The sequence below is a fragment of the Orbaceae bacterium lpD01 genome (assembly GCA_036251705.1).
Lineage (GTDB): Bacteria > Pseudomonadota > Gammaproteobacteria > Enterobacterales > Orbaceae > Utexia > Utexia brackfieldae.
Genome location: CP133959.1, coordinates 916,462 through 935,195, shown reverse-complemented (window position 1 = coordinate 935,195; position 18,734 = coordinate 916,462). Strand labels below are relative to the sequence as shown.

The 18,734-nt window shown below is 43.9% G+C and carries 15 protein-coding genes and 1 pseudogene; 1 reads left to right on the top strand and 15 read right to left on the bottom strand.

Annotated features, from left to right (window positions below; genetic code table 11):
* The 15 genes and pseudogenes from RHO15_04195 to RHO15_04125 all read right to left on the bottom strand — a co-directional run bounded on the left by RHO15_04195 (position 1) and on the right by RHO15_04125 (position 18,076).
* Positions 1 to 906, bottom strand: coding sequence for a D-alanine--D-alanine ligase (locus RHO15_04195; GenBank protein WVD64719.1), 906 nt, complete (start codon positions 904 to 906; stop codon positions 1 to 3).
* A 16-nt stretch (positions 907 to 922) separates the two neighbouring features.
* Positions 923 to 2,317 (bottom strand): UDP-N-acetylmuramate--L-alanine ligase, encoded by a 1,395-nt coding sequence (murC, locus tag RHO15_04190; GenBank protein WVD64969.1) that lies wholly within the window; start codon positions 2,315 to 2,317, stop codon positions 923 to 925.
* A 102-nt stretch (positions 2,318 to 2,419) separates the two neighbouring features.
* Positions 2,420 to 3,517, bottom strand: coding sequence for an undecaprenyldiphospho-muramoylpentapeptide beta-N-acetylglucosaminyltransferase (murG, locus tag RHO15_04185; GenBank protein ID WVD64718.1), 1,098 nt, complete (start codon positions 3,515 to 3,517; stop codon positions 2,420 to 2,422).
* Positions 3,517 to 4,650: pseudogene (ftsW, locus tag RHO15_04180) on the bottom strand (cell division protein FtsW). Before ftsW ends, murG begins: the two are co-directional and overlap by 1 nt.
* Before the next feature lie 14 nt (positions 4,651 to 4,664).
* Entirely contained in the window at positions 4,665 to 5,987 is a 1,323-nt protein-coding gene (murD, locus tag RHO15_04175) for a UDP-N-acetylmuramoyl-L-alanine--D-glutamate ligase (GenBank protein ID WVD64717.1), read from the bottom strand.
* Positions 5,988 to 6,012: 25 nt separating this feature from the next.
* Positions 6,013 to 7,095 (bottom strand): phospho-N-acetylmuramoyl-pentapeptide-transferase, encoded by a 1,083-nt coding sequence (mraY, locus tag RHO15_04170; protein ID WVD64716.1) that lies wholly within the window; start codon positions 7,093 to 7,095, stop codon positions 6,013 to 6,015.
* Between the two features lie 33 nt (positions 7,096 to 7,128).
* The gene (murF, locus tag RHO15_04165; GenBank protein ID WVD64715.1) at positions 7,129 to 8,490 is read right to left on the bottom strand and encodes a UDP-N-acetylmuramoyl-tripeptide--D-alanyl-D-alanine ligase; all 1,362 of its coding nucleotides are present in this window, start codon (positions 8,488 to 8,490) and stop codon (positions 7,129 to 7,131) included.
* Positions 8,487 to 10,031 (bottom strand): UDP-N-acetylmuramoyl-L-alanyl-D-glutamate--2,6-diaminopimelate ligase, encoded by a 1,545-nt coding sequence (murE, locus tag RHO15_04160; GenBank protein ID WVD64714.1) that lies wholly within the window; start codon positions 10,029 to 10,031, stop codon positions 8,487 to 8,489. The genes murF and murE overlap by 4 nt, the downstream gene beginning before the upstream one ends.
* 25 nt (positions 10,032 to 10,056) lie before the next feature.
* Positions 10,057 to 11,784, bottom strand: coding sequence for a peptidoglycan glycosyltransferase FtsI (gene ftsI, locus RHO15_04155; protein WVD64713.1), 1,728 nt, complete (start codon positions 11,782 to 11,784; stop codon positions 10,057 to 10,059).
* A 7-nt stretch (positions 11,785 to 11,791) separates the two neighbouring features.
* Positions 11,792 to 12,127, bottom strand: a complete 336-nt coding sequence (gene ftsL / locus RHO15_04150; GenBank protein ID WVD64712.1) for a cell division protein FtsL — start codon at positions 12,125 to 12,127, stop codon at positions 11,792 to 11,794.
* Positions 12,128 to 12,133: 6 nt separating this feature from the next.
* Entirely contained in the window at positions 12,134 to 13,066 is a 933-nt protein-coding gene (rsmH, locus tag RHO15_04145; protein WVD64711.1) for a 16S rRNA (cytosine(1402)-N(4))-methyltransferase RsmH, read from the bottom strand.
* Between the two features lie 27 nt (positions 13,067 to 13,093).
* Positions 13,094 to 13,540 carry a division/cell wall cluster transcriptional repressor MraZ gene (gene mraZ, locus RHO15_04140; GenBank protein WVD64710.1) on the bottom strand — a complete coding sequence of 149 codons (447 nt, stop codon included), beginning with the start codon at positions 13,538 to 13,540 and terminating at the stop codon, positions 13,094 to 13,096.
* A 191-nt stretch (positions 13,541 to 13,731) separates the two neighbouring features.
* The gene (gene recB, locus RHO15_04135; GenBank protein ID WVD64709.1) at positions 13,732 to 17,331 is read right to left on the bottom strand and encodes an exodeoxyribonuclease V subunit beta; all 3,600 of its coding nucleotides are present in this window, start codon (positions 17,329 to 17,331) and stop codon (positions 13,732 to 13,734) included.
* The gene (gene sixA, locus RHO15_04130) at positions 17,310 to 17,768 is read right to left on the bottom strand and encodes a phosphohistidine phosphatase SixA (protein WVD64708.1); all 459 of its coding nucleotides are present in this window, start codon (positions 17,766 to 17,768) and stop codon (positions 17,310 to 17,312) included. The genes recB and sixA overlap by 22 nt, the downstream gene beginning before the upstream one ends.
* 11 nt (positions 17,769 to 17,779) lie before the next feature.
* A complete protein-coding gene (locus tag RHO15_04125; protein ID WVD64707.1) occupies positions 17,780 to 18,076 on the bottom strand; it encodes a YfcZ/YiiS family protein in 297 nt (98 codons plus the stop codon).
* 377 nt (positions 18,077 to 18,453) lie between these two features.
* Here RHO15_04125 and RHO15_04120 point away from each other — a divergent pair, with 377 nt between their 5' ends.
* Positions 18,454 to 18,693, top strand: coding sequence for a YecH family protein (locus RHO15_04120; protein ID WVD64706.1), 240 nt, complete (start codon positions 18,454 to 18,456; stop codon positions 18,691 to 18,693).
* Positions 18,694 to 18,734 lie beyond the last annotated feature (41 nt).

The window sequence follows — 18,734 nt, the reverse complement described above, 5'->3', positions numbered from 1 at the left end:
TTAATCAGCCAGCGCTAAAATGCGGCAAACCAACTCATTAATAGGCCAGCCATGCTGTTTTGCCGCCATCGGAACCAGACTATGGCTAGTCATACCAGGCGCGGTATTGACTTCGAGTAAATAAGGATTGCCATCACCATCGAGCATGATATCCACACGTCCCCAGCCTGAACAGCCTACGGCCTGATAAGCTTTCAAAGCTAGCGCTTTTAAAGCATCTTCTTGCGTTTGAGATAAGCCGCCCGGACAAAAATAACGGGTTTCATCTGAATCATATTTTGCTTGATAATCATAAAAAGCTGTTTGCGGCACAATCCGCACTGACGGTAACACCTGCTCGCCGACAATACCGACCGTAAACTCAGGGCCGGTTAAACAGGTTTCCACTAACACCGTATCATCAAATTTAAACGCTTCATTGAGCGCTGGCATCAGCGCAGCGGCCTCAAAAACCTTACTCATACCGACGCTTGAACCTTCATGAATCGGTTTAACAATCAGCGGTAATCCCACTTTGCTGATGATATCATCGACAGCCACTACGCAGTGCTTGGTGACAACCACATAATCGGTGACCGGTAATCCTGATGATTGCCAAACTTGTTTGGTTTTCAGTTTATCCATGGTTAACGCCGAGGAGAGCACATCACTACCGGTATAAGGGAGATCTAAATATTCGAGTAATCCCTGCACAATACCATCTTCACCACCGCGTCCATGTAAACTGATAAAAACACGGGTAAATCCATCTTCTTTTAATTGGGTCAATGCATAATTTTTTGGATCGATACCCACCGCATTAATGCCACTGGCAATTAACGCTTCTAATACGGTTTTACCCGAGTTTAGTGACACATCACGCTCAGCTGAAGTGCCACCTAATAATACTGCGACTTTGTCTGACATAAAAAAACCTCAATCACTACTCAGAAAAAAGCTTAATTTCCGCAAGGTGACGCGCAACGCGTCCGACGCTACCTGCCCCTTGCGTTAACAATAAATCTCCACCACGTAAAATTTCAGATAACACCTGCGGTATTTTATCCAGACTTGACACATAAATGGGATCAACTTTACCACGATTACGAATGGTTCGGCAAAGCGAACGACTATCTGCACCAGCAATCGGTTTTTCACCCGCCGGATAGACATCTAACATAATTAAGGCATCGACCTGAGATAACACATTTGCGAAATCATCATACAAATCGCGGGTGCGGCTATAACGATGCGGCTGAAACAGCATCACTAACCGGCGCTCAGGCCAGCCATCTCTGGCCGCCTTGATGGTGACATCAACTTCACTGGGATGATGGCCATAGTCATCAACTAACATCACATCACCACCCTCTGGATGGACATAGTTACCCATAAAATCAAAGCGGCGGCCTGTACCGGCAAATTTAGCTAAAGCAGCTAAAATAAAATCATCTTCAATGCCATCTTCTGTGGCAGCAACAATCGCGGCTGTCGCATTTAGGGCATTATGACGGCCAGGTGCATTGAGCTCAACCTTTAAAGGTTGCAGCGCTGGTCGATGCACAGTAAAGAAACTGGTCGATTTCTCTTGATAGAAATCGCTGATTCTTACATCAGCATCATCACTAAAACCGTAAGTGATAATCTTACGGCCAACGATCGGTAATAAATCGCGGTTGATATTATCATCAATACACATTATGGCTAGACCATAAAAAGGTAAGTTGCGTAAGAAATTAATAAAAGTTCGCTTTAAATTCTCAATATTACCTTGATAGGTGTCCATATGATCGGCTTCGATATTGGTGACAATCGACACCATCGGCTGCAAATGTAAGAATGAGGCATCACTCTCATCTGCTTCGGCGATAAAATATCGGCTACTGCCTAATCTGGCATGCGTACCGGCAGCTTTGACCAGGCCACCATTGACAAAAGTTGGATCTAAATTCGCTTCCGCATAAATGGACGTGACCATCGCGGTGGTTGTGGTTTTGCCATGGGTTCCTGCAACAGCAATACCATAACGAAAACGCATTAATTCTGCTAACATCTCAGCGCGCTGAATAACCGGAATACGGGCCTCTCTGGCAGCAACCACTTCTTCATTCTCATCAGGAATGGCGCTGGATATCACCACCACACTCGCACCAACAATATTGTCGGCGTGGTGGCCAATCGTCACGATGATGCCCAGTGAACGTAAATGGTCTATCACGGTATTATCGGCAATATCCGAACCGCTGATCATATAGCCCTCATTAACTAATACTTCGGCAATACCGCCCATACCGGCGCCACCAATCCCAACGAAATGAATATGTTTAACTCTTTTCATTTCAGGAATGATCATACGCAACTCTTCTAACTTAATCGTCTTCACGTTATTTTCTCATCTCAAATCAATGTATCAAATAGCCGATATCCTGTTGTCGACTACTTATTTAGCGACTTGTTTAGTGACTTGTTTAATTACGTCAGCAACTCGCTCAGTTGCGTCGATAATGGCTAAAGCACGCGCTTTCTCAGCCATACTTAATAGGATATCGCGATCCCATTTTTGTAATAAATTGACCACTTTTTCAACCGTGAAATCAGGTTGTTCAATAATTTCTGCCGCTTTGGCATCTTGTAGTGGCATCGCATTCCAATATTGCTGACGGTCTTTATGCATAAAAGGGACAAAAATCGCCGCAACGCCGGCAGCTTCAATTTCACTCACCGTTAGAGCACCACTACGACAAACAATCACATCGGCCCAGCCATAAGCGCCCGCTACATCATCAATAAACTCGGTGACTTGGCTACCCATTAGGTCAGCCTGCGCATAGGCCGCTAAGACTTTCTGCTGCGCCCCTTTACCGGTTTGATGCCAAATGACGATCTGATTGGATAACTGGGTAAAGACTGTCGGCATCACGGTATTCAGTACTTGAGCGCCCTGACTTCCACCCATCACCAGCACGCGAATTGGGCCTTCTCTATCACGAAAACGCACTGCCGGCTGAGGTAAAGCAATTACATCAGATCTAACTGGGTTACCGACTACTTGCGCATCTTTGAAGGCCGAGGGAAACGCTTGTAATACTTTGGTTGCAAATTTAGCGAGCCATTTATTAGTTAAACCGGCAATACCATTTTGTTCATGTAAAACGATCGGCACGCCACACAGCCTAGCGGCCAGACCGCCAGGACCAGAAACATAACCGCCCATTCCCAGTACCACGTCAGGGTTATAGGCCTTAATCATTTTTCGCGCCTGACAAACCGCTTTAAAGATATTGATTGGTGCCATTAATAGCGCTTTTAGACCTTTGCCTCTTAATCCCGATATTTTAATGAAATCAATCTCAATACCGTACTGAGGGACTAATTGCGCCTCCATACGATCAGCCGTACCTAACCAGCGAACCTGCCAGCCCTGTTTAATCAGCAGCTGCGCCACCGCCAGTGCCGGAAAAACATGACCGCCGGTGCCGCCTGCCATGACCAATAATTTTTTCGACTGCAAAATAGAATTCTCTGATTGCTCAGACATTATGCACTCCTTGCACGCGCTTGCGTTTTCAACTGGCGATATTCAAAATCGATTCTCAATAAGATAGCGACCGCAACGCTCATAATCAATAAACTTGAGCCACCATAACTGATAAAGGGTAAGGTTAATCCTTTGGTAGGTAACATACCCGATGTCACCCCCACATTAACAAAGGTTTGAAAGCCAAACCAAATACCAATTTGGCAAGCAAAATAGCCAGAAAACTGCATACCTGCCTGTAGTGCCCGATAACCAATCGACATGGCTTTGATAGCTAAAAATAGCAATAAAATGAGAATCAGTACCACACCGATAAAACCGAGTTCTTCAGCAATGATAGAAAAGATAAAATCGGTATGGGCTTCAGGAAGATAGCCGAGTTTTCGCACTGAGTTACCCAATCCCTGGCCAAACAGTCCGCCATTACCTATTGCCATTAATGAGCTGGTTAATTGATAACCGGCGCCAGTAGGATCTTGCCAAGGCTCTAAAAAGGTGGTTACTCGTTTAATTCGGTAAGGTTCAAATAAAATCAGCAGAATAACCGAGAACAGTCCGGTTAAAACAATCGCAATAAATTGCCACAAACGTGCACCAGCAATAAATAAGATCCCTAATGTCACAACAAACAGGACTATTACGGTGCCCAAATCAGGTTGTTTCAACAACAGTAAAGATAAGACTAACATTACCGTCATCGGTTTAAAAAAGCCCCAAAAACTCCGCTGAACTTCAGCGGATTTACGGGTTAAATAACTGGCTAAATAGCTAAACAGTGCTAATTTAGACAGCTCTGCAGGCTGGAAGTTGAAGACGCCTAATGGTAGCCAACGCGCTGCGCCTTTAATCGTTGACCCCACAAACAGAACCGCCACTAATAAAACAATAGTCACTAATAATAAAATACTACTACACTGCTGCCATCGCTGCATCGGAATGCTCATCACCAATAGCATCAACATAAAGCAAAGCGATAAGTGAACCAGCTCTTTTTGGGTATAAGCAAAAGGATGACTATCCAAAATTGGCATAGACGCCGACGTCACCATGATGATACCAATCATCATTAATCCTAAGACGCACCAAAGCAAACTACTATCGTAATGTTTGGTGGTGCAGTCTATCGATTTTCTGATGACAAACCATTTCATACACCGAGCTCCTGAGCCAGCACTCTAAATTGATTGCCCCGATCCATATAATTTTTAAATTGATCCAAGCTGGCACAAGCTGGCGATAGTAACACCACATCATTGGCTTGCACTTTTTCAGCAATTTGGCGCATCGCCTGTTCCATGGTTGTGGTTTGGGTTGATATCGAAGGTCGTAAACTAGTCAGCAATTGACGATCACGACCAAACGCAAAAACAGAGATATTATTGCCTTGTAGATAAGGGATCAAACGTGAAAAATCAGCCGCTTTACCGTCACCGCCAAGTAGTAAATAGAGATGACCTTTACACACCAGACTGTTTAACGCCGTTTCAGTACTGCCAACATTGGTCGCTTTAGAGTCATTAATCCAGCGTACGCCCTTAAACTCATGAACCAGCTCAAAACGATGGGGTAAGCCATTAAAAGCGCGAATGACCGATAAACTGACATTACGCGTGATCGCTAATTTATCCGCAATCGCCAAAGCGACCAGTGCATTGGTATAATTATGTAAACCGACTAATTTCATCAATGACGTATTTAAAACCGGCACCCCTTGAATCAAAAAGTTTTCCCGATTTTTATCTAAAGTATAATCGCCCTGGCTGGCACCAAACTCAATACAGCGATCACTATAACGTCCATTAGGCAGCGTTAACGCATCATCACAATTGACAATACAGACTTGTGCATGATGATAAATGCGCTGTTTGGCTTGAATATACTCCGGCATCCCGCCCGGATAGCGGTCCATATGATCTTCAGTAATATTTAGAATTGTGGCAATATTAGCCTGCAAACTGTAGGTGGTTTCTAGCTGAAAGCTCGATAACTCCAGAACATAAAAATCATTGTCCTGTTCCAGTAAAGATAAGGCGGGTAAACCGATATTACCGCCAATACCCACCTTAACACCAGCCGCTGTCAATATCTCACCGACCAGTGTCGTGACGGTGGTTTTACCGTTAGCGCCAGTAATAGCCACCACTTTTTTATCGGGTGACTGATTCACTTCCCGGCAAAACAGCTCAATGTCACCAATAATCTCAATACCCTTCTCTGCCGCGGCTTTTAATTCCGGTGTTGATAAGGCAATACCCGGGCTGACGACAATTAAATCAGCCGCCAGTAACCACTCTTTGAGCAAGCTCCCCACATGGTATTGTATCCGTTTATCTAAATTATCAAGTTCTGGTGGTTGGCTTCGGGTATCAATGACACGTGGCACAACGCCTTTAGATAAAAAATAATTTACACAGGATAATCCGGTTATACCTAACCCAACAATAACAACATTTTTATCTTGATAATTCATGTCACTCGCCTCTTTGTGAGCACTATTAACGCAATTTCAGCGTTAATAAACCGATCATCACTAACATCAATGATACAATCCAAAATCTAACAATAACGCGAGGTTCTGGCCAACCTTTCAACTCATAATGATGATGAATTGGCGCCATCCGAAAAATACGTTTACCTCTTAGCTTATAAGAACCGACCTGTAGTATCACCGATAAAGTTTCAATCACAAAAATCCCGCCCATAATCAACAGTAAGAACTCTTGGCGTAATAATACTGCAATAATACCTAACACCCCGCCGAGCGCTAGCGAACCCACATCCCCCATAAAAACCATTGCAGGATAAGTGTTAAACCATAAAAAGCCCAATCCAGCACCAACAATCGCGGTACAGACAATCATCAACTCACTACTATATTTAATATAGGGAATATGCAAATATTCAGCAAAATTAACATTGCCGGTCGCCCAGGCCACTAAGGCTAATCCACCCGCGACCAAAACCGTTGGCATAATGGCTAATCCATCCAGACCATCCGTTAAATTCACCGCATTACCGGCACCCACAATGACAAAATAGGCCAGTAGGATAAATAACAGACCTAATTGCGGCATGACATCTTTGAAAAAGGGCACCACTAATAGCGTGACGCCAGTATCTTTACCATAGGCATATAGCACAAATGCGGCAATTAGGGCTATCACCGATTGCCAAAAATATTTCCAGCGAGCAATCAAACCATGGGTATTTTTACGGATCACTTTCAAATAGTCATCGGCAAAACCAACAATCGCATAACCAATCAGTACAAAGAGAGAAATCCAGACGTAAGGATTTAACAAGTTAGCCCATAAAATAACCGAAATCGTAATCGACGCAACAATCAGCGTACCGCCCATAGTTGGCGTACCACGTTTACTTAAATGGGATTCTGGACCATCATGACGAACGACCTGACCAATTTGTAATTTTTGCAACCAATCAATCACTTTTTGCCCCATCGCTAGAGAAATAAAGAGCGCGGTTAATAGCGCACAAATCGAACGCACCGTTGAATAGGTAAATACATTAAAAAAGGTAAAGTGTTTGACTAAATATTCTGCTAACCAAAGTAACATAGGGTAAATCCTTGTATCATCATCATTGTTATCTTACTCATGTTTGATTAATGGCTCTATCACTTGTTCCATCCGCATGCTTCGCGAACCTTTCACTAAAATCGTCAGCGAGGGATGTATTTTAATCATTGTTTTTAATATTTCAACCAGCGCCGCTTTATCGGTAAAATGTTGACCCTCGGCCGTTGCGGCACTGATATGTTGACTCAAATGACCAAAACTCAAGACTAAGTCAATCCCTGCTGCTTTCGCCAGTTCACCAATCTGCTGATGGCAAGCGACCGCATCCTGTCCCAGTTCGCCCATATCGCCAACCACAAAAATGCGGTAGCCGGGCTGATCAGCCAGCACGTTAATCGCGGCTGACATTGATCCGACATTGGCATTATAGGTGTCATCAAAAATTCGCTGTGACTGATTTAAGATAATCGGAAACAGGCGCCCTTTGACTGGCGTCAAATGTGATAACCCCTCGACAACCTGATTAACGGTCGCGCCAACCGACATCGCCAGCGCGGCTGCCGCGATAGCATTACTCACATTATGCCGACCAATTAACGGCAATCGCACTAAAAAATGCGTCTCAGGCGTATGCAGAGTAAAAGTCGTTTGCGAGCCTGATTCAACAATATCACTGGCAAAATAGTCGGCTTGATCTGACTGCAATGAGAAAAAATAGACCTGATGCTGTTTCAGCCCGGCTAACCATTCTGGCGAATAACTGTCATAATTAAGCAAGGCCTTACCGCCTGATGCAGGTAATCCTATGAATATCTCACCTTTCGCTTTTGCCACCCCAGCGAGTGATCCAAATCCCTCCAGATGAGCCGCGGCAATATTATTTACTAAGACACTTTCCGAGCCCGTTAGTTCTGTCGTATAAGCAATTTCGCCAATATGATTGGCACCCAGTTCAATAACTGCATATTTATCATCAGGTTGCAGAGCTAACAAGGTTAACGGTACGCCGATATCATTATTTAAATTGCCTTGAGTATAACGCGTTTGTCCGAGATTTTTTAAAATAGCCGCCGTCATCTCTTTAACCGAGGTTTTACCGCTTGAACCGGTTAAAGCAACCACCCGCGTATTAACTTGTCGGCGGTTCCAATGCGCGAATTGACCTAACGCTTTCAACACATCATTTACCACTAACTGGGGGAGCCCATTGGCGATGCGACGACTGACCACAGCAACACTGGCACCACTATCGATGGCTTGTTCAACATAATTATGTCCATCAAAACGTTCACCGGTTAAGGCAAAAAAGACTGATTGCGGCACAATTTTACGCGTATCCGTCGACACATCTCGTACCATCATAGCCGGATCTATGACGCCAACCAATGTAGCGTGAAGAATCTCAGCGAGTTGCTGAATTGATAACGCAATCATTGTATCACTCCTAATAAATTAGCCACGGTCTGCCGATCTGAATAATATCGTTTCTGATCACCGATAATTTGGTAATCTTCATGACCCTTTCCGGCCACTAAAATAGTATCGTCATGCTGTGCCAAGGCGAACACTTGGGCAATCGCCTTTTCCCGATCGAGTTCTATCCATACTGACTTGTTATCTAGCAGACCTTGTGCAATATCATCGATAATCTGTTGTTCGTTCTCGGTGCGCGGGTTATCGCTAGTAATCATCACATTATCGGCATAATCTTGCGCCACTCTCGCCATTAACGGCCGTTTACCGCGGTCACGATCACCACCGCAGCCAAAAATCACCCAGAGTTTACCTTGGCAGTGCAGACGTGCTGCCTCAAGCGCTTTCATTAAAGCATCTGGCGTATGGGCATAATCAACAATCATCAAAGGCTTTTGTGCCGCCACAAACATCTCCATGCGGCCCTGTACTGGACGCAAATATTGAGCTTGTGCAACAAGTTGATTGAGCGGATAGCCCAGTGCTAACAGTGTGCCAAGTACCGCTAATAAATTTTGGACATTAAACTGACCAATCAGCTGAGTCTCTAATTGCGCCTGTCCCCAACTTGAGTCAATCATCAGCGAGAGGCCATCATTATGGTAGCTGATCTGCGAAGCCAGCATATAATAGGCACAGGTCTTGATGAACGAATAATTTTCGGAATTGACTGAAAAAGCAACACTATCCGGGCACTGCAATAACCACTGTCGGCCAACTTCATCATCAGCATTAATCACCGCAATGCCACCTTGCGCAACTGCTGCATGCTGCGGATCAAATAGCGACCATTTCGCCTGCGCATAAGCTTCCATGCTGCCGTGATAATCTAAATGATCACGGCTCAAATTAGAAAATATGGTTGCCGAAAAATAGAGACCCGCGACGCGATGCTCAACCAAACCGTGAGATGAAACCTCCATCGCCGTAAACTGCACCTGCTGCGCAACAAAGCTGGCTAAAGTTGCCTGAACCTCAACCGCTGACATGGTGGTATTTTGCGACGGTGTTAACTGCCCATAGAGGCCGTTACCAATCGTCCCCATTACGGCACTTTTCTCACCTAACAGCTGAACATATTGCGCTAATAATTGTGTAATAGTGGTTTTGCCATTGGTGCCGGTCACACCGACTAAGGTCATCTGCTTTGAAGGCTGCTGATAAAAAAAGCCCGCGATAGCGGATAATCGTTCACTCAGCTGAGCAAGATAAACCACGGGTACGCATTGATTTTGTGCACTGTGATAAAAACGAATCTGTTTATCTTGTTGTGGTGAGTCAGACTCACATAATACGGCGACAGCGCCGGATAATACCGCTTGATCAATATAATTTCGGCCATCAACATGATGGCCTTTCAAAGCAATAAAAATATCATTCAGCTGAATCTTACGGCTGTCGATAATTAAATTATTTATTGGTAATACCAGCACATTATCGGCTATCTCTTGTATATTGAGACCCAAATAGGTAAAGAGTGCTTGTAAATGGCCATGCTTCATACTGTTTTTTCAACCTTGATTCTATTTAATTCATCACCGGAGAATTCTCAATCGGTTTATCAGGCTCGATATTCATAGTTCTCAGTACCCCCCCCATAATCCGGCTAAAAACCGGCGCGGATACCGAGCCACCATAATATTGACCGGCTTTAGGATTATCGATAATCACAACTAGCGAGTATTTTGGTGCTGTGGCCGGTGCAATCCCACCGGTATAAGCAATATATTCATTAATATACTTACCCGAACTGCCGACTTTTTTGGCCGTACCGGTTTTAATTGCCACGCTATAACCAGGCACAGCAGCTCGAATACCGCCTCCGGTTTCTGCAATCGTTTTCATCATTTGTACGACAGTTTTAGCGATACTTTCTTGCACCACGCGCGTCCCTTTCACGGGATCATCGACACGTAATATCGAAACAGGCTTATAAATACCATAACTACCAATCGTGGCATAAGCACGTGCTAACTGTAATGGGGTCACCATCAAGCCATAACCAAACGCATAAGTTGCGCGTTCAATGTCTGACCAGTGTTTACGATTCGCTGAAATCGTCCCTTTGGTTTCACCGCCTAAGCCCAAATTGGTGGGTTGACCTAAACCAAACCTTGAATAAAACTCGACCACTTTAGCTGGGTCCATCTGTAGTGCCAATCGACTCACGCCAACATTACTGGACTTTTGTAAAATACCTTGTATCGATAACTCGCGCTGTGGAGAAACATCCTTCACTTCGAATCGGTTAACATAAAATGGTCGGGTATCAATGATTGTTGTTGGCGTCACAATATTATTTTCTAAGGCGGCCATCACCACTAACGGTTTGACCGTTGAACCCGGTTCAAAGGCATCGGTCACGGCGCGGTTTCTTAATAGATCACGCTGAAAATCGGTGCGGTTGTTGGGATTATAGGAGGGGCTTGTTGCCATCGCTAGCACTTCACCGGTTTTGATATCAACCAATACGGCTGTACCTGATACCGCTTTATTGAACTCCACCGCCAGACTGAGCTCTTTGAAAACTAAGTTTTGAAGCCGTTCATCGATACTTAGTACCACATCCTGAGCAACTTCTCCGGCAACCGAATTGATATCTTCAATCACACGGCCAAAGCGATCTCGTCTGATCGTTCTTAGGCCAGATTCACCGGTTAACCAGCTATTAAAACTGCGCTCAACACCTTCCGCGCCATTACCATCAATATCGGTAAAACCGACTAACTGCGCAAGTTGTTCACCCGCGGGATAATATCTTTTCGATGAAGGCTCAAAATAGATACCAGGTAGTTTTAGATGGCGAATATAATCCGCGACTTCGGTGGTAATTTGGCGCGATAAATAAACAAATCGCGAACTGTTACCATTGAGTTTTTTAGCTAAATCGGTCACTGGTATGGCTAAACCATCGGCTAATGCACGCCAACGAGTATCGTTCACATCAACGCCGTTTTGTTGATTAATAATTTTCGGATCGGCCCACACATCTTGCATGCCGATACTCACGGCTAAAATACGTCCCGAACGATCCGTGATGGTGCCTCTTGGCATGGTAATTTCCTGATGACGAATAGAGCGTTTATCACCCTCTTTAATCAGCTTCTCAGGCGCAAATACCTGCAAAATCACTAAATGTACGACCAGTCCGATGACTGCGATAAAAATCAGACCATAAACGATAAAAAAGCGCCATTTTGCAAAGAAGCTTTTCTTTTCTTGTCGTTTATATTTCTTATCGGATATCGGTTTCATTGGTTATTTAAGACTTCTTCTTAAGTACAATGACCGTTTCTGTTTTACCGGTCACATATTGCATTTTTAATTGATTAATGGCCTGACGCTCAATCCGTTTTTGATCAGCCAATACATTTTCTTCTAGGGTTAGATTACGCCACTCATTTTCGAGTACATTACGCTCTAATAATAGTTGTTCACGTTCATTGATCAGCAAACGGGTTTTTTGTGTCACCACTAATACTGCCGATGCAGAGATAATAATCAACACAACCAAAAACAGCGGCAATTTATAGTGTTGAAAGAGATCTTCAAGAATATGATAAATTAAACTGTGACTGCGTTGTTTTTTGACGTTCATTTGTACTTAAAGTCTCTCAGCGATACGTAAAATGGCACTTCGGGAACGTGGATTAGCGTCGACTTCTGCCAGTGATGGTTTGACTTTACCTAATGATTTAAAAATCTTCGCACCATATTGACTCAGCTGAGCTTCGGTTAAAGGTAAACCTGCCGGTACATCCGGCCCTTTACTCTGTTTGGCAATAAACTGTTTAACAATACGATCTTCTAAAGAGTGAAAGCTAATCACCGATAACCGACCCTGTTGGGCCAAAATCATTTCACTGGCGGCTAATGCCTGAGCGACCTCTTCAAGCTCACTATTGATATAAATTCGAATAGCCTGAAATGTTCGCGTAGCTGGGTGTTTATGCCGCTCCTTTCTGGGCATGACTTTCTCTATCAACTGTGCTAACTCATGTGTGCGGGTCATTAGCGCAAGACGATTTTGTTCCACAATCGCACGGGCTATGCGTTTAGCAAAACGCTCTTCACCAAAGGTTTTTAGTACCCAAGCTAAATCCTCTTCACTTACCTGACCAAGCCACTCACCAGCTGACATACCTTTAGTCGTATCCATCCGCATATCTAGCGGTCCATCACGCATAAAAGAGAAACCACGCTGCGCATCATCAAGCTGTGGCGATGAGACGCCTAAATCCATTAAAATCCCATCTATTTTGCCTATCAGCTCAAGTTCCTCTACATAAGATTGCACTTGAGAAAAAGCCCCATGTACAAAGGTAAAGCGAGGATCGGTAATCTGCTGCGCCGCTGCCATTGCCAAGGGATCGCGATCGATAGCAATTAATCGACCTTGTGCTGCCAGTCGACTTAAAATCAGTCTTGAATGCCCACCTCGACCAAACGTTGCATCGATATAAATACCTGCCGGCTTAATATTTAAAGCATCAACGGCTTCATTTAATAGAACGGTGATATGCTGAAATGACGTCATTCAAATTCCAAGTTAATATTAATATAGTTAAATAGCTAAATTTTTCAGTTTATCCGATAATCTTTCCATATCGGCGGGTACAATCAGCAGATCTTCTTCAATCTGTTGATACCACATCGTTTCATCCCAAAGCTCAAATTTATTCAACTGCCCAACCAGCATGATCGTTTTATTCAATTTGGCATGCTGCCTGAGTGTTGCGGGCACAAGAATCCTGCCCGCATTATCCATTTGACATTCACAGGCATGACCCAGCAACAGACGCTGGATACGTCGTTCAATAGGATCCATCGAAGATAAAACAGAAAGTTTTTGCTCAATAATTTCCCATTCAGACAAAGGATAGAGCAGCAGGCAAGACTGATAGAGATCGATAGTACAAACTAAACCACTCATCAAAGCATCCCGATGACGTGTGGGGATAGCCAAACGTCCTTTATTATCGAGATTAATGGTTGTTGTACCTCTAAACATAATTCCTTTCAAACCTACTTATCATGAGTAAAGCATGGGTTCACCACTTTATCCCACTTTTTACCACAAAATAATATTTTTGAATAGTAGAATCGAAAAATTAATTGATATAAACAGTGATGAAAAAATAAACTAGGTAGATAAATCCGCAAATAAAAACGTAACACATTGATATTAAATGAAAAATCAAATTAATGACTCGTTCCAAAAAGTTGGTCCAACGACTCTATAAATTTAATCTGGGGACGGTGAAAGAAAAGACCATTTTGTGGTAATGAAGGTGTCATACCGCGAAAGAAAAGATAATAGATGCCACCAAAATGACACTCGTAATCATAATCGGCAATACGCTGGCGTAAATAGCGATGCAGGGCTAATGTATATAATTGATATTGTAAATCATAACGATGCTCACACATCGCCTGTTTTATCGCATCGGGTGAATAAGCTGCCAAGTTGTCACCTAACCAGTTGGATTTATAATCTAAGATATAAAAGCGGCCCTGCCACTCAAAGACTAAATCGATAAATCCTTTCAGCATCCCCTCAACATCAGCAAAGTCCAGTTGACGGCACTGCTGAGATAAAGGATCGTAGGTTTTACATAACTGATCCAGCTGTTTTGCTGAGAGTAAATGACGGATAGGCAGATAAAACTGTAATTCAATTAATTTCTGATCATGAGAAATCTGACTTAGGGTCAAACCATCGTCAGAAAGTGGCGTGTGTAATACGTCATCCAGCCAAAACGACAGCACCTCATACCAGTCTGCCGAAAGATTAAGTCGAGTCAATAATGGCGGTAATACACTTTCTTTATCGGGCTGAGTAAAATCGATGGTTTCCATTAAACTATGGAGTAATGTGCCGACATGAGCACCCTTTGGAAAAACATGCATGGATAATGGCGATGACGTACTTTGTGCTGGCGCTAATTGTAAGTCAGTATCCGGCCCATCAACCGAGTCTGTAACGCGCGCTTCAACATCAAACACCGGTACTAAGCTTTCAACTAGCGGCGTCTCGCCCAATACACCATACGACTGCTGCAAGCCAGAATAACTGGTTACCCGCCAACGATCGGCTAACTGGCGTTTAAATTGATTCGCAGCAATCTGCGCAGGTTCAGCCTGTGGCGTCGATAATCGCATTGGCGTTACATCATGCAACTTTGATGATTCGCTATGCCATACAGAGAGTTGCATAACCTGCTGCTGGAAGAGTGAATAATCGCCCTCCTGGCCTTGTTGAACTAAATAACCTAAAGCCGTTTGATGCAACTGGGTATTTTGACTACCTCGTGCTTTCAGCCCGGCGACCCCAATACCACAATAGTAGATTGCGCGGGTCAGTGCCACATACAGTAAACGTAAATCTTCGGCTAAACGCTCTTCCTCTATCAGCGTTTTAGCCTCAGCATCATCCGGACTGGCTAACGTCAACGCATAACTGCTGCGATCATGATAGCTAGATTTATCGCTGGCTCGATGATGACAAATAAATGGTAAGAAAACAATCGGATATTCGAGTCCTTTTGATTTATGGATCGTCATAATCTTGACGAGATTTTCATCACTCTCAAGGCGCTGTTGCTGATTTTCTAAATTGGGATCGGGCTGTTGAATTTGTTTGGTAAGCCAACGTAATAGCGCAGGTTGACTATCGAGCTCTTCTGACGCCGTCTGCAATAACTCACCTAAATGCATCATATCGGTCAGGATCCGTTCACCGTCGGCTTGCGCTAAAATATTTTCAGCAATCTGCCGGCGCGCCATGATTTGCCGTAACATCGCCAGAACTCCAAAATGGCGCCAACAATCACGATACTGCTGAAACTCTTCGATAATATCTTCAAATCTATCCTGATCTTCATGGTAATTATCCATATCAGCCATATTGCCGGCAAGTAGCTGCGTTGCTAAAGCGGTATGCACATAACGCATATTCTCCGGATACTCAATCGCTTGTAATAACCACAACAACTCTTTCGCTTGCGGTGACTCAAAAACACTACGACGATTAGAGAAATAAACACTGCGGATACCGCGTTCAGTGAGCGCTTGCTGAATAATCTCAGCTTCATGGCTGGTTCTGACCAGAATCGCAATATCCGCAGAGCCAATCGGCCGACGTACGTCAGGTGAGTCGATCAGCCATGCCTGCTGCTGCTCACCGGCGCAGAGCCATTGGCAAATCTGCTGGGCACAATAAGCGGCACTTTCACGCTGGTAGTCGTTAACTGTAGAGACTGATTCAGGTAAAAAATAGCACTGCATGGCGGCAATGGTGTTATCTTTTACCTCAATCTGCTTGGTTTGGTTACGTGCCGCTGACTTTATCGGCATAAAGGGAATTTGACTGAAAATAAAGGGATCATGTTGCTGCTGAAAAAGTTGATTGACAGCCGTCACCATCTCAGCACTGGAGCGCCAGTTTGTCTCCATGGTAAAATAGTTATCCACATTCGACTTAGCCTGGATATAGGTAAAAATATCGGCGCCACGAAAACCGTAAATCGCCTGCTTGGGATCACCAATAAACAGTAGCCCGGTTTGCTGACGATGCATATAAATGCGATCAAATATTTGGTATTGCATCGGATCAGTATCTTGAAACTCATCAATCATCGCCACCGGATAGCGTTTGGCGAGCGCATCAGAGAGTCCCCCTTGCTGTTGCAGGATTAAAGCTTGGTGAAGTTGTGCCAACAGATCATCAAAACCCATTTCGGCACGCTGTAATTTTTCCTGACGTAAGCCGTGTTTTATCCCATCGACAATCGGTAATAATAGTCGCTGTTTTAAATTAAAAGACTCACGACATAAGCGGTCAATTAATTCAAATAGTCGATGCGTTGGCGGGCGCTGCTGACTCTTTTCAGTCAGTACCGTTTGGCTAAACTGACTCAGTTTATCGGCTAGTTGATAATCTTGGGTCGGCGTATCGGCCCACCGATCAATCTGCATCAACCAATTAGCCACATTACGGCTTGAATAGGATCGTTTATTAATATCAGAGGCCATTAATGTAGGCTCAATTTCCGCCCGATATTGTTGCCAGGCTAATTTTACTTGAGTAATTTTGGCAATCTTGTCGTGATGAAAAGTGGCCATCAGCTCCGCAATCGGCTGTTGACTGACCGATTGACTCAAACGTGAATCATGATACAAATAACGGGTAATATCCGACAGTAAGGCGCTAGGATTTGGCCAAATTTGCAAAATTACGCGAGCCAAATCAGTCGATAACGGATAGAAAAATCGCCGCCAAAAATCCTGCGTGACTTGCAATCTTAACTGGCTTTCATCTTGAATTAAGGTTTGTTCAAAAAGAACCCCTGACTCAAAAGCATGGGTATTGAGTACGCGCTGACAAAATCCGTGAATGGTATAGATTGCCGCCTCATCCATCTGCTGCTCAGCAAAAAGTAACGTCTGCGCCGCATAGTGCCTATCGTCAATTAACGCTAATAAATCCTGATAAAGCGGATCAGTATGAAATCCACGCAGACAAGCAATACGCAATTGGTGAATATTTTCGCGAATACGATAACGCAGCTCTTCGGTTGCCGCTTGGGTAAAGGTGACGACCAGAATTTGGTCAACCGTTAAGGCGCGGGGATAAGCTTGCTCGCCAATACCCAATAATAAACGCAAATAGAGTAGAGATAAGGTATAGGTTTTGCCGGTTCCGGCCGAGGCTTCGATGAGTGAGCGACCAACCAAAGGAACCCGCATCGGAGATAAGATCTGTGGCGCGTCGCTTGATATTAGGCCACGCGGTGCTGCCACACTAACTCCCCTTTGCCCTCAGCAGATAGTGTCACGCAGGCTATCGAGGCCGTCGCAAACATCGGTGGTGTCACTGCCGGACAGAGTTCATTCACTAAGTAACCGACTAAAGGTAAATGTGACACAATCAAGACGGACTGCCACTGTTTGGTCGCCAGAATCGATAAATAGTCAGCAATAAACTGGCTTGATCCATCCGGCGTTAAAGCATCACAGGTTTCAACATGATGAATCGGCATGATACCAGAAACAGCCTCAAAGGTTTGCTTAGCGCGTAAATAGGGACTCACTAAAGCATAATCCAGCTGAATTGATTGTGATTTTAGCCACAACGCTGCAGCTCGGCTCTGCTCTACCCCATAATCGGTTAAGGCTCTATCGGCGTCAGATAAAGCGTGATATCCCGCCTCACCGTGACGCATAATATAGACTTTCATGGCGCGATTGATTAACGTAAACCAAGCTGGAAAATCAGGCTTTCCGCACCACAACTAAAAGTAAATTTTGCCGTGACGACATAACCGTTGGCGGTTTTTTCAATCAGGCTGTCGATTTGGCAAGGATCAGATTCAATCTCTTTTGCTTTTTCGGTTAATGTCACTAAAAAAGCTTTTGCTTCTTGCTCAGTCGCAAAAACTTGCTCAATTGAGGCTTCAGATTCATCATTATCAATAATCGTCCCAACATCAACACAACAACAAGCCGCGGTTTCGTTCGCTTTACACTTCTTCAATGGATCTGACATAGCTATCTCCTCAGTAATCTGATTATCAAGATGACGTTGATCGTCTATCTGGCTCTCAACATGCCATCTTACACCGTTTTTATTATAACCAACAATTGTAGGATTTGTTTATCTTGTTGATGAATAATTTATATTTATTGTGCTTGTCTACTATAATAGGTTCATTTATTTCAATTTCAAGCTAGCTAAGCTGAATAGATTTTAGCCTAGTCTCTGTTATGTTGTTACTTTAAGCCGCTCATTTTTGCGAATGACTTAAACAATAAAGCAGCTATTTAACGTTTGATGATTCGTGATAATAGATTAAAATAGGTCACGATAACCAGTAAACCGGTGCATACTAGGCCATTTTTATCTCATTCAATAAGAGGTCACCAATGACATCCATTCACGGACATGAAGTACTCGCTATGATGCAAGCGCAGAGCTATGCGGATGAACAATCACTATTAGCTGCAATCAATGCCAAATTCGGTGCTGATGCCACCTTTCATACCTGTTCCAAATCGGCGATGAACGCAGCGCAGTTGATCGCATTTTTAAAGGCAAAAGGAAAATTCAAAACCGTTGCCGAAGATCACTTTACCGTTAATCCGGATCGAATCTGCCATCATTAAACCGCCGAATAGGGTCAGAAGGACGATAACAAACGCGATAT

What these genes read in the sequence shown, in the direction of transcription:
- mraZ (WVD64710.1), bottom strand. Translation starts at nt 13,540, where the DNA reads ATGTTTAGAGGTACAACAACCATTAATCTCGATAATAAAGGACGTTTG.
- sixA (WVD64708.1), bottom strand. Translation starts at nt 17,768, where the DNA reads ATGAAAGTCTATATTATGCGTCACGGTGAGGCGGGATATCACGCTTTA.
- murF (WVD64715.1), bottom strand. Translation starts at nt 8,490, where the DNA reads ATGATTGCGTTATCAATTCAGCAACTCGCTGAGATTCTTCACGCTACA.
- murE (WVD64714.1), bottom strand. Translation starts at nt 10,031, where the DNA reads ATGAAGCATGGCCATTTACAAGCACTCTTTACCTATTTGGGTCTCAAT.
- RHO15_04125 (WVD64707.1), bottom strand. Translation starts at nt 18,076, where the DNA reads ATGTCAGATCCATTGAAGAAGTGTAAAGCGAACGAAACCGCGGCTTGT.
- RHO15_04195 (WVD64719.1), bottom strand. Translation starts at nt 906, where the DNA reads ATGTCAGACAAAGTCGCAGTATTATTAGGTGGCACTTCAGCTGAGCGT.
- rsmH (WVD64711.1), bottom strand. Translation starts at nt 13,066, where the DNA reads ATGACGTCATTTCAGCATATCACCGTTCTATTAAATGAAGCCGTTGAT.
- murC (WVD64969.1), bottom strand. Translation starts at nt 2,317, where the DNA reads ATGAAAAGAGTTAAACATATTCATTTCGTTGGGATTGGTGGCGCCGGT.
- ftsL (WVD64712.1), bottom strand. Translation starts at nt 12,127, where the DNA reads ATGAACGTCAAAAAACAACGCAGTCACAGTTTAATTTATCATATTCTT.
- murG (WVD64718.1), bottom strand. Translation starts at nt 3,517, where the DNA reads ATGTCTGAGCAATCAGAGAATTCTATTTTGCAGTCGAAAAAATTATTG.
- RHO15_04120 (WVD64706.1), top strand. Translation starts at nt 18,454, where the DNA reads ATGACATCCATTCACGGACATGAAGTACTCGCTATGATGCAAGCGCAG.
- murD (WVD64717.1), bottom strand. Translation starts at nt 5,987, where the DNA reads ATGAATTATCAAGATAAAAATGTTGTTATTGTTGGGTTAGGTATAACC.
- mraY (WVD64716.1), bottom strand. Translation starts at nt 7,095, where the DNA reads ATGTTACTTTGGTTAGCAGAATATTTAGTCAAACACTTTACCTTTTTT.
- ftsI (WVD64713.1), bottom strand. Translation starts at nt 11,784, where the DNA reads ATGAAACCGATATCCGATAAGAAATATAAACGACAAGAAAAGAAAAGC.